This window comes from Bacillota bacterium (assembly GCA_018818595.1).
Taxonomy (GTDB): Bacteria; Bacillota_I; Bacilli_A; order Izemoplasmatales; family Hujiaoplasmataceae; genus JAHIRM01.
Map to the genome: position 1 here is coordinate 1 of JAHIRM010000008.1, position 12,949 is coordinate 12,949.

12 protein-coding genes are annotated in these 12,949 nt (G+C 29.4%); all 12 read right to left on the reverse strand.

Annotated features, from left to right (window positions below; genetic code table 11):
- Positions 1-220 (reverse strand): PadR family transcriptional regulator (locus KJ971_01825; GenBank protein ID MBU1144582.1); only part of this gene is annotated, 220 nt, incomplete at its 3' end.
- A complete protein-coding gene (locus KJ971_01830; GenBank protein MBU1144583.1) occupies positions 213-1,406 on the reverse strand; it encodes a hypothetical protein in 1,194 nt (397 codons plus the stop codon). The genes KJ971_01830 and KJ971_01825, both read right to left, overlap by 8 nt.
- Before the next feature lie 112 nt (positions 1,407-1,518).
- Entirely contained in the window at positions 1,519-2,091 is a 573-nt protein-coding gene (locus KJ971_01835; protein ID MBU1144584.1) for a GrpB family protein, read from the reverse strand.
- A 77-nt stretch (positions 2,092-2,168) separates the two neighbouring features.
- Positions 2,169-2,762 (reverse strand): DUF1801 domain-containing protein, encoded by a 594-nt coding sequence (locus KJ971_01840; protein ID MBU1144585.1) that lies wholly within the window; start codon positions 2,760-2,762, stop codon positions 2,169-2,171.
- A gap of 94 nt (positions 2,763-2,856) precedes the next feature.
- Positions 2,857-4,215 carry a hypothetical protein gene (locus KJ971_01845; protein ID MBU1144586.1) on the reverse strand — a complete coding sequence of 453 codons (1,359 nt, stop codon included), beginning with the start codon at positions 4,213-4,215 and terminating at the stop codon, positions 2,857-2,859.
- 16 nt (positions 4,216-4,231) lie between these two features.
- Positions 4,232-5,194, reverse strand: a complete 963-nt coding sequence (locus tag KJ971_01850) for a BlaI/MecI/CopY family transcriptional regulator (GenBank protein ID MBU1144587.1) — start codon at positions 5,192-5,194, stop codon at positions 4,232-4,234.
- 265 nt (positions 5,195-5,459) lie between these two features.
- Positions 5,460-5,996, reverse strand: coding sequence for a pyridoxamine 5'-phosphate oxidase family protein (locus KJ971_01855; protein ID MBU1144588.1), 537 nt, complete (start codon positions 5,994-5,996; stop codon positions 5,460-5,462).
- A 351-nt stretch (positions 5,997-6,347) separates the two neighbouring features.
- Complete coding sequence (locus KJ971_01860; GenBank protein ID MBU1144589.1) at positions 6,348-8,717, reverse strand: leucine-rich repeat protein; 2,370 nt, start codon at positions 8,715-8,717, stop codon at positions 6,348-6,350.
- Between the two features lie 542 nt (positions 8,718-9,259).
- Entirely contained in the window at positions 9,260-9,451 is a 192-nt protein-coding gene (locus KJ971_01865; GenBank protein ID MBU1144590.1) for a helix-turn-helix domain-containing protein, read from the reverse strand.
- Positions 9,452-9,771: 320 nt separating this feature from the next.
- Positions 9,772-9,960 (reverse strand): helix-turn-helix domain-containing protein, encoded by a 189-nt coding sequence (locus KJ971_01870; protein MBU1144591.1) that lies wholly within the window; start codon positions 9,958-9,960, stop codon positions 9,772-9,774.
- A 542-nt stretch (positions 9,961-10,502) separates the two neighbouring features.
- Positions 10,503-12,083, reverse strand: coding sequence for a leucine-rich repeat protein (locus tag KJ971_01875; GenBank protein MBU1144592.1), 1,581 nt, complete (start codon positions 12,081-12,083; stop codon positions 10,503-10,505).
- A 154-nt stretch (positions 12,084-12,237) separates the two neighbouring features.
- Positions 12,238-12,858, reverse strand: coding sequence for a GNAT family N-acetyltransferase (locus tag KJ971_01880; GenBank protein ID MBU1144593.1), 621 nt, complete (start codon positions 12,856-12,858; stop codon positions 12,238-12,240).
- Between the last annotated feature and the right edge of the window lie 91 nt (positions 12,859-12,949).

Here is a 12,949-nt window from a genome sequence, read left to right on the forward strand (position 1 = left end):
ATTCTTTCCAATACGACTTTATTAGATGTTCTTGTTCTAATCTTTTGAATGTTGTATATAATGTTGCTTCATTTAATGAAAAAAGATGGTTTGTTTCTTCATTTAATATCTTATTAACTCTATATCCATAGGAATCTTCTCTCATTAGAATTGAAAGCAATATTTTATCAGTGTTTCCTCGAAGAAGATCTCCAAATAAACTATTCTTTTTCTCATTCATATAACAATTCCTTAATTTTTCGATTTAAAATCAAAAAAGCAAATTGGATTGCAACAATTCCTAAAGAATAATAGATAACCATTGAAAAATCATGAATGACACCGGTATAAAACATAAATGAAATTGCAATTATTAGTATGCCAATTAACCAGAAAACATTAAACATTAAAAAGATTCTTTTTAGAATTAATGGTTTGTAATTTAATGCAAATAGAAACGAGACTACTCCTGTAACTAAAATTATAAACAATAATATAACCCAAAAGCTGGATATATTTTGAAGTAGTTTCTCCCAAAATGGGGACGTGTCAGATAAAATAGTTCTGATTTGTATGTCTCCATCAGGAAAAACGATGGGCCCGTGATAGTACTCTTTTGTATTTGCAAACATTGTCACAAACACATGAAGAATTGAAAGAATTACATATTTTAAATAGATTCGTTTTTTATAGATTGAATAACTTTTATATTTTTGTGGTTTCATTTTATCTATGATTTTATTAAATAGAAAAACAGTAGTATTATTCTTTGAAATGAATTGGTAACGTTTTATAACCATGGCATAATTGGGAAAAACAAATACGAAGGTTACTACAAAAATTAAAAGCCACATTAAGAAAAAAATCGCAACTGGAGTGCTTTGATAAAACATCTGAATTATTAATTTATCAATATTTGAAAAAAGGATTAAGATTGTTTCCAAAATCAATAAACTTGCGGAGATTATCCACATAACCATTAAAGGAAATAATGATTTAGTCAGCTTTAAAAGTTCCTCCATAAAGGAAATGCCATTGTTATAAACAAATCCTTGTTTTGCTTTTTTATAAATGTTGAGATACAAATACGAAAAAAGAATGATGCTTATTAGTAAAAACCCTAATCCCACTCCTGACGAGAAAAAGAAAGATACGATACTTATGCTAGAAAGAAAGAAAAGTAATACTTGCATTTGAACAGTAATATTGCTCGCATTAACTTGTTTATCTTGCGTAAGTAGTTTTCTTATATCTCCTAATGAACTAACACATTCAATATAAGCTTGTTCTTCTGATTTTCCTTGAATCAATAAGTCATGATATCTATCAATAAGATTACTACTGATTTCCTTAATGGCTTCTTCATTTACAACTCTTTCTTCAACGTCAAAATAGTTTATTACAAATTCATTCAATTTTTTTTCCATTTTTGCGCCTACCTAGTCTGCCTATGTATATATTATAAATCACTATGCCTAGGCTGTCAAGGTATAATTAATAAATTCATTATTATTTAGAATTCATTACTTTCTATTGTATTTATTGGTATCTATCTTTATAAATTTCTTTGGCTTTCTTTGTCATGCTTAAAATAAACGATGTTTTAGCATTGGTATAGCCATCTCGATCATGCTCAAACTTTTTCCATAACTGTAGTTTTAATGACTCGTATTCTTTTAAATTATATGGATTGTCAATTAAATAGTCCCTAAAATATAACTCATCATTATCTCCTTCGTTTCTAAAATGCAAATGATAGACTTTTTCAGCAAAACCATTTTCTGTGTATCCTTTATTAAACGAAATTCTGTTAGTCGTTTCACTCATTTTAATATATCCAGCTTCACAAATGCAATGTATCAAATCTTTTATATTGAAATCATGATAAACTTCAACCAGTATATCAACAATATTTTTAGCATAAATATTTGGTATAGCTGTACTTCCAATATGTTCAATTCTTTTTATTTGATTGCTTGTAAGAAAATTCAATAAATTTTCTTTTTCTTCGTTATAATAACTCACCCATAGACTATTATAAGGCACTAAAAAAATTGGAAATAATTGCCATAATTCTTCTACAGTCATGCCACTTAATTTCCTCTTTTTCATACGTTTCACCTCATATATTAATTGCCAATCATTATTTTTAAGCATTCTTTGTTTTTGAAATTATTTTTAAATATTAATCAATCATCTAATCCTAAACCATCAAGAATTTTAGAGATATACTTTTCAACTCTTGATTCTCTTGTTTTAGAAAGTTTTGGAGCTGAAAAATATAAAAGATATGCTCTTTTTCGGCCAGGAGTCAATTGATCGAATGCTACTTTTAAGGCCGGACTTGAATCTATTTTTCTTTGGAATTCTTCAGTAAGATGAAAGTCTTTTTCTTTTTTTAATTTTACTTTTAATCCGGTTTTTTCAACTTCAATCGCCTGTTCGATATAGGTTTTAATGACCCATTTCATTTGATTGATTTGTTCTAAGCTGGAAAATCGTATTTGACGTTGTGCTTGCACATTTTTTGTTTGTTGAATAAGAACGTTCTCTGAATCCTTTAATAGCGCACCTTTCATAAATAATAGCGCACAATAATCCTTGAATCCATGGATTAATACAACATTATTTTTATTAAGTGAGTAGCATGGATGCTTCCATTTGAATTCTTCTGTCAAATTTGTACTCTTTACTATTTCTCTTAGTTTTAGATACTCTTTTTCCCATTGACTAGCTTTTTCAAAAAAGGATTCTGCTTCTTGATTTGTTAGATTCATATTTATTCCTCATTTCTACTTCTAGACTTATTATAATCCTTTTTTAAATAATTATGAAAAAGTAGGCTCAATTTTGAATAAATAATAATATTAATGATTTCTAGTCCGTAAAATCATCAATTAAACTAATGGTATACAGTAAAAGATCATCTTCATCAGAAAGATAATCCGATAAACTGAGATTATACTCATAATCAGGCATAATTCCTCTGCCAACGGTTAAACCAGATACAACTACATCCCAAATTTGTTGAGATAGTCTAAAATTTAATTTAGTGTTATTTAAAGCATGCCCTATGGTGCTATCTGAAACCACATAAGATGCTCCTGACTCTTCTCCAATAAATACACCAACCTCTTGATACTTAAGTAAAGCAAGTAAATGTCCTGAAGAAGATCCACTTTCTCCATTCATGATTACGAACAAATTCCCTTCAAAATGAGGTTCAAGGAAAGGAATAATATTTTTCAATCCACTATAATAGTTTGGTACATCTTGGCTAAAATACGCTTGTTCTTCCTTTGCAAGATAATTGAAAAGGTGACTAGTAATCATAGGATCTCCACCACCATTGTCTCGAACATCAAGAATAATGTTTTGTATTCCTTCTGATTCTACTGTCAAGAAAAAATTATCTATAAAGCTATTGTATAAAGTAATTGAATACTCATCAAAAGGTTGAAAACTATTCATATCTAATATTGCATAAGCATCACCGTACTCTGCCTCGTAGGGAACCCAGTTTCCATATCTGTTTTCTTGGTAGATTTCTTGAATAGTCAGAGCATCTATTTTGATAATTTTTATCAAGTCAGAATCCGATTCTTTATACTCTAATATATGAGAATCACTAGCATCGATGTATAGATAAAATGAAGTTCTGAAGTCTTCATTTATACGACTGTATTTAGTTGTTTCGTTTTGACCATCTGAAGGAATACTATTTTTCAATCGAGTAATAATTTCAGAAGAAAGAATTCCGTTAATGCTTTCGATTATAGATCCAACGCTAACTGTAGTTTCAAAAGAGTTATCAATCACTACAATTTCATCATTTATGATTTTTACATCCAAAGCAAAAAATTTACCACTATCATGAATGGTTTCATATGTTGTACTAGATAGATTAATACTACTATGTGCACAATTAATACTAGCAACAACAGGAGCTAAAACTCTTAAAAATTCGATTTCATTCATGGAATCTACTAATTTTTCTCTTTGTGAAATAATAATGGATTCCATTTCTACAATATCTGTAAACAGCTTAGGACTCTCCAGTTCATACTTTGAAACCAAATCGTCATAGTCTTCTTGCAACTCTAGCAAAGAAAATGTTTCAAGATTTGCAAAAACTTGATCATTTTCTACTGCTTCCATTTGTGTAGTAGTTTGAGTACACCCTAACATAAGAACAATTATTGTTGTAATCCATAACAAATTTAACTTTTTTTTCATATATATCTCCTTTTTCTTAAAAATAGACATTTTTAATAAAATGCATCCATCCTTCAAAAAACTGTTCTTTCGAAACTCCAAAAACTTCACTATATTGGTCATAATTTCGGATAAAATTACTTAGAGTATCCGTCCCATATTTTTCGCAAATATACTTCACTATTGTATAAGAAATTTCAAATCCATAAAGTTTTGCAAATTTAATAAAATCTTCATTGATACTTAACAGACTTTTTAAGTTAATGTTATCAATATTTGTTTGAAGAACATTAATTATTCTTTCTTTTGATAACCAATCGCCATAATATGCTGAAACACCTTTTGATATCCAACTTGGAATGTTACTATCAATTCGATATAGTATAATTTCAGTAAATACATGTAGTGCTATTTTTTCCGGAGATTTATCAATAAAAGAACTTTCAGGGGCTAAATGAATGATTCCCCATGATCCACCAGCACGAATCCATAACGGTGCATTTTCAACTCCAAGGGCCGAATGAAGTCTCAATTGATTTTTATAGATATATACAGATTGTTTTGTATCCAAACTTGAGTTTAACTCATGTAGTATTTTCCCGTGATTATTTTCTAAATATAGGGCGATTTTATTTATAAAATCAATCTTATTATCACCGTAAAATTCAAAGTGATTTGTCGAATATCTAAGTTGATCTCCATAAATTCTCCTTACAATCATAAACATTTCATTTTCAACACATTTTTTTTCACCTAGAAGAGGATAAAACAAATGCTTTCTCCCTTGTGTTTTAAAACCGATTAATCCTTTTTTTTCAAGTCTACTGATAAATGTTTTTACAGTATTATCACTCCAGGCTTTGTCAATGTTCAATCTTTGAATAATTTCTCTGCTTGAAAGCGGAGATTCTTCCCACAAAACGCTCATTACTCGCCACTCTGAATTTGTTATCTGATTATTCTCCACGGCCATCACTCCTTCGCCTACAATTGTAGTCATATATAATATTTTAATTAATAACAAGAAAAAAGTAAAGTCATTTTTGATTTATATTTTAAAAAGTACACTTTGATAATTTAATCAACTGTGACTTACACTTTATATTTTTCTATACATCATTGATAAGAATCACCACAAAAAAAAGCCAAAAGAGGCTTTAATCAAATCGTTTGTATCCTTAATTTTGCTAGAGTAATCTTGTTTGTGTTGAATCACTTATAATACAATTGTGGTTTTTATTTTATTAAAAAAGGGAAACGATAACTTATTTTTCATTACTTTGTGTTTTCATTTTATTTATGTATTCCTTATAAAGTTGCTTCAAGAAATCAGGTACTTCAGTATTTAAATCTGGTTTGACCAATTGAATCTCGCCATCGAATATCACGAACCGATCGATTCTTAATCCACAATAATAGTTTCCTTCAACAGGAGTAAACTTGAGAATGCAGTAATTTGGGTCTGTTTTACCAAATCTATAATATTTTTCATCTCCTTCATGCCAAAAAAAGTCCTTAATCTTTTGATCGAATATAATATTGATTTCTCCTTTGAGATATAGTCCTCTAAATGGATTAGTTGTGTGAAAATAAAGAGATGCTTTTGAATTTTCATGAAACTGAATCACCTTGTATGAGAAAGTGTTTGTGGAAAAATACATCTCACTTAAAGATGTTTTTTCATTCAACATCAGCATAGCTCTTGATGTCGGATATCCGTTCTTATCCAATGAACTAACCACTACGGTATTTGAGTTTAATATCATTTGTTTGATTTCAAGCGTTGAATTTTCATTCTTCATTTTTTCTTTCTCCTTATCTAATTCTAAATAGTAATCATTGACAAATTTAATATTATTATAGCATTATCTATTTTATAAATAAATTGACTCTTAAAAATAATTTCGATTTTTTTGTTTCATAAAAACTCGCTTAAAGTTTAAATTTTGCTTTAGTTATCAATACCATGTATATATGAACACCAATAAATATCTTCTTTTCTTTCCTCTTGGCATATATGTGTTATAAATTTTTCAAACTAAAAAAAGAGCAAGAATTTCCTCAAAAACTTAGAAATCTTGCTCTCATATTTTTAAAATATTGCACTAACAATTATAATTTATGAATATTCTAATTTCGTTTATTCACTAATATTACTCAGTATATCCCCATACTTCTATTCCACCATAAACGTTCCATAAAGGTGACCAACCGACAGGAATACCTGGAACTCGAATGTTTATTGTAGTACTCAAACATCCTTCGAAAATAAACATATCCACTGACATTACTGAAAAAGGTATAATTATACTACTTATATTAGTACTATAAGCAAATGCATAGGCACCAATGGTTATTAATGTATTTGGTAAAATAAAACTTGTAATACTATTATCGTTTTCAAAAGCATGTTCTTTTATTTCAAGAATTCCTTCCGATATAACAACACCAGTTAAAGCAGCGTCTTCTAAAAAGGCATTCGCTCCAATACTTGTTACTGCTACGTCTAAATAGGTTGAAGGAATAACGATATTAGTCGTTTCTCCTGTGCGGCCAGTGACCTCATAGGTCAAGTCGTCTTTTAGTAGGTAAGTAAGATAAGAAGTCCATTTCGCATATACTGTTACATCATCAATTGGCATAATACTAAAAATATACGGTGTTGTAAATTCTGCGTCACTATACCAACCGCCAAAATCATAACCACCTCTTGTAGGGTTCGAAGGTTTTGTTACTGGTGTAAATTCTAATTGTTCAATTGTATCTACTGCCAAACCTCCATTACTTTCAAATGTGATTGTGGAAGTATTATTGGATAAATAGAATCCCCATACTTCTATTCCTCCTTGAGTGTTCCAAGGAATTTCCCAACCAACTGGTATACTAGATGCTTCGATATATATTGTTGTTGTTTCACAATTAACAAAAACATACGAACTCATTGTAGAAACAGAAAGTGGTATGATTACACTGCTTAAACTAACACAATTGAAAAACGTTTCAGACCCAATTGAAGTTAGGGTGCTAGGCAATATTACATAATTTAAATTCGTATTGTTCCAAAATGCACCTTCTTTTAGTTCCGAAATTCCTTCGGATATAATAACTCCGGTTAAATCAAAGTCAGAATCAAATGCATAAGAACGAATACTTGTTACTGCTACACCTTCATAAGTCGAAGGAATGACTATATTTGTTGTATCCCCTAAACGTCCATCCACCTCATATGTTTCATCAACTTTCAGTGTATAAGCAAGATAAGAAGTCCATTTTGCATATAACATTTCATTATCAACTGGCATGGTACTAAACGTATAAGGTACGAGTAATTCAGTATCACTATACCAACCAGCAAAATCATATCCATCTTTGGTTGGACTTGCGGGTTCTGATACTGCACTGCCTTCTACTTGTAAAATTGGACTAACTGCTGATCCGTCATTACTATCAAAGATAATAACGGATGATCCCTCTGGAATATAAGAAACAAGAGGTCCATAAATCTTTGTAATCACTTCACTTCCATCTTTAATGATTAGATAGGATCTAGCATAAAAATGGTTGATAGGTATAGAAATCACATATTCTTTCGTATTTTGATTCATGAGTGTAGCTCTATAAATTTGATCACAATTATCATAGGCTAAACTTGGTTTTCTTAATGTTTCTGAAGTAACAACTCCATATTCAATTATAGTATATCCAACTGGAACCGAGACTTGAGATAAATATGAATAATATCCCACTCTTAATGATACTTCTTGAGTCGCAACAAGTAAAATTACAGTTGGAGCAATTCCAGCATAAACTGCGGTGATGGTTTTATCTGCTAACACAGTAAACGTATAGGTTGAAGTATATGATACAATATTTGAATTAGAGTCTTCCCAATGACTAAAGACTTGTTCTGCTGGTGCGGTATTTGCAATGGCAATCACTTCAGTATTAAAGTCATATGTTCCACTACCAGTTCCATTTACAACTGACAAAGCAAACGTATCACTTGTCGTTTTTTCATACTGTAAAATAAATACAGTATCTTCTGTAATATTAGTAAGTGATTTGTCCCACTTATTGGTTGTGACAGAATACCCAGGCTTTGTAGGTTCAACAAAATCACCATCCGCTACAGCTGTACCTCCATCTACTACATAATTAAGATCTAAATATTTTCCATTGGAATCTAAAAACACAGCTAAATGTGCGTCACTTGGTGAAAACAACGCTTTTACCGACATGTTATCTAGAATATAAAATTCGTCATCGACCGCAGAATGAAATTCAACGACATCATTAATCACCCAATATTTAAAAGTAAAGTCTGCCGTTGATGCGAGACTCGCATCAAATGATACGGTTGATCCATATACTGCATCTGTAACAACATTATCTGTATGATTGAATTCATCAAAATAAGATTGTACATTAAATGTAACAACATTAATTCCTTCTACTTTAATGATTTGACTGCTCATTATAAAAATAAACGAAAGACTAAATACAAATATAAGAAGTTTTTTCATAATTACCAAACTCCTTCGCTACAAATGGTAGTAGGACCCAAGTCTCCACTCAAGGCAATGCTGTCCTCAAGTTCAAATTCAATTATTTCAATTTCTGGAATTTCATATACTTCCTTTTTAGTCATTTTTCTTCTTCCCCCTGAATTTTATTCGCAATTTAAAAACACTAAAAAGAGTTAGTATTACAAATGTTCACTCATTCTATACTACTTTGATAGTAATGTATATGGTTTATTTCAAACTACTTCTTTTAATACTCTTTTCTTTCAATTTATTTTCTAGTTTCCCCCATTTCCTTGTTTATACCTAAATTTATAGATATAAATAGGAATCTAGCCTTCTATGTAATAAGTTAAGAAAGAACCTTAAAAGCAATAAGCTTTTTCTGTACTGTATCCGGTTTATCTTGTTGAATTAAATAATTATTACTTAAAAAAAAAGAACAGAATATTCTGTTCTTTTGTGTCTTAAAGATTAAATTTGCTTGCAAAAAACAACGCATCAGATACTTCTAAATAATGAATCAACTTTAAAATCAATCTTTAGTTTTCGCTTTTTAATTTATTTGTACCATTTTCAAGAAATTCCTCAAGATCTGATTTCTTAATTCTCCAATATTTTCCTATCTTTACTGCTTTTAAGTTTCCACTCTTAATATAATTATACAGTGTTCTTTGTGTAACCTTTAAAATCTCTTTAATTTCGTCAACTGTATATAGGGTGAAATCTGGCATAACATCACCATCCTGTCTACTTTTTTTCGTTTTTTAAAATGCTTTTTCCTATAAACTAGTTTCATTGTATGACACTATATTCATATTGTCAACTACATTTTCCAAAAAAAGCATATATACTCTTTTAAAACGACTTAACTACCTCTATTAAATCATAAGTAGCTTCAAATGCGTAAATAGTTTTCTTTAAAATCATTTATTATTACAAGACATTTAGCTTTTATTGCAATCGATTGTCAAATAATTATTATTCATTTATAATATGATTCTATCAACTTATACTAATTGACTACGATTAAATCATTCACTAGATTTGCTAATTATAAAATACTTGGTATGTTTGTGCTGGTTTCAAGTAATTCTTCTAGAGCAAATCTCTGGATTCTCCAATATTTTCCTATTTTCACCGCTTTTAGGCTTCCACTCTTGATGTAATTATATAATGTGTTTTGTGTTACTTTTAAAATTTCAGTAATTTCTTCTACAGTGTAAAAAATGTAACTTGGCATAACATCACCATCCAGTCTTCTATATAAAACTTTATATAACACGATAAATACATTATATACTTATATTTTCATATTGTCAACATTATATTCATATATAATATTTCATCTTCATATATATACATACATTGTCATAATAGATTAACGATAATGTATGAACATTAATACGTAAGAAGATGAGCGCTATTTGTCTAAAAGCTCATCTTCAGGTATACGTATTTGTAATCAATGAAGACAGCAAATCTATAAGGAATAAAGATTTCTTACTATAAATTAAAACAGCTCAGGTGAGCTGTTTTAATTTTACTTTTAAATCTAGAAATATTTAAGATGAGCGACTTCAACAATATTACATTCATCTTCTACTTCTTGATTTATATCTAGTTATTATACTTTATTTATAAGTTCTCTGTTTAACCTTATAGAGAAAGACCAGCAATCTTAAGATAGTATAAATTACTATCTATACTTCATTTATAATTAATGTTTTAAACTCTTCAAAAGTATCATATTAAATTACTAAACAAATTTATTTAGATGACTTTCTAAGATTCATATCCCCATACTACAAACAGATTGTGCGAATTCCAAGCAGAATCCCAGCCACTAGGTTTACTAGTGGCTTCTGCATAAATAACTAAATCATCGCAGTATTCAAAGATATAGAATCCCATGCTTATCACGCTTTCAGGAATCATTATACTGGTAATACCGATACAACTATAGAATGCCACATCGCCAATAGTTGTAACATTCGAAGGTATCGTAATACTTGTTAAATTTTCGCAATTAGCAAACGCATTTGACCCGATGCTCGTCACACTTAAAGGAATCAAATAACTGGTTTCTGTTTTTCCTTTTGGATACATAATTAATATCGTTTTATCTTTATTGAATAGTACACCCTCTTCAGATGAATAATACTGGTTTTCTGAATCTACAATTAGATTTAATAAACTGTCGTTATTCCAAAATGCTACTGAATCAATATTCGTCACACTTGTTGGAATTGTTATGGTCGTCAAACTATTACAATTTTCAAAAGCATTAGGACCTATCGTTGTCACACTGTAAGGGATCAGATAACTTGTATCTATCTTGCCTTTTGGATATACAATCAGTATGTTTTTTTGTTTGTTAAATAGAATACCATTTTCAGATGAATAATTTTGATTTTCATCATCTACTGTTAAACTCATTAAATTGCTACAATTAAAGAATGCTGCTGGTTCTATACTTGTCAAAGTCGAAGGTATTTCTATATTCGTTAAACTAGTGCAATTTGCGAATGCACTTGTGCCTAAGCTTGTCACCGTTGATAAGATTACAAAGTTAGTTTCTGTTTTCCCTATTGGATATACTATTAATATGGTTTTTTGTTTGTTAAATAAAATACCATTTTCAGATGAGTAATTTTGATTTCCATCCTCTACTGTAATGCTCATTAAACTACTAGTATTCAAGAAAGAATCCATTTCAATACTCGTCACACTTGAAGGTATAGAAATTTCTGTCAAACTACTGCAATTAGCGAATGCATTTTGGCCAATAAAGAGTACTCCAATTGAGATTGTAACACTTTCTAAACTGCTACAATTATAAAAGGCAGAATAATCAATGTTTATAATATTTGATGAAATCGTAACACTTATTAAACTAGTACACTCATAGAATGCAAATGAACCAATGCTTGTTATCGTTTTTCCTAAATAATCTGATGGAATGATTAATGTTGTGTTAGAACCAATATACCCTGTGATTTCATAAGTATCATTTGCTAAGAGTAGGTAAGTATAATCACTTGGGTCATCTTCTGGAAGGATTTCATTCCATTTCGCGTAAAGTGTCGTATCTTCTGCAGGCATTATTGTAAACGTATAAACAATTGTAAGGCCAGAATCAAAGTACCATCCTCCAAAGGAAAACCCAGTTTTTGTTGGGTCTGATGGTGGTTCAATTACTGTTCCAATTTGTAAAGTGATATCCAAAACAATGGACCCTCCATTTTCTTCAAAATATATTGTGTGTTTCGAATTAGTGGAAAGATATATTGAAAAAAAATATCCTCCTACAACAAAAAGTACAAATAATATGATAAATGAAGTAAATAATAATTTTTTGTTCATCGTTTTCCTCCAAAAATATTGAAATACAATAAATCACGATACGTGAATTTTTTTAAATTATGAGATTGAATTTCAGGACAATTTTAAAAAGGTATTGATACTATATAGTAATATAATCATTAATTAAAATGATTTTGATTATTCATTTTGATTTTTATTCAGTAGTGCATACATACCAAATATCATTTCCTTCAAATCCACAATCAGTGTATATTTTTTTGGGGTTTGAAGTATTATCCAATCTACCAGAAACAGTAACAAAATTAGCCTTTTTTGATAATCGATTTAGTAAAGCATTTATAATCAATTTCCCATAGCCTCGCCTTTGATATTTTGGTAAAACTTGAATCCATTCTAAAACACCTTCTTTAGCTTCAAAATCAAATTCTGCAATACCACTGGCAATAATTTTTCCATCTATTACAATTTTAACCCATAAATTTTCTTGAAAAACACTTCTTGAAATCCATTGTTTAATATCTTCTTTTGATACTCGTATTTTTTCCTTTTGATAGCAACTATTCATCTTATAGATTAATTCATTTATATCATTTTTCATGTCGATATTTTGTATGATTTCATCTTCTTTAGAAACCATTTTCAATCGATGAATTAATCGAAAAAACCTATCTGATTTCAGATAATTAAATTTTAAATTTAGAAAATCTTTTTCATGAATTATTTGAATGTTTGGAGGAGTTTCAATAATCTTATTCTTCCAATACGGTATAGATAATGACCTGCAAGGGTTGCTTAAATATTCGTTTAGATTCATATCTTGATGCACTCCTATCTAATAAAAGTCAATTTATCCTGTTAAGTTACTAGATTAATTAGCGATATTATTCTTATTATTATAGCATCTT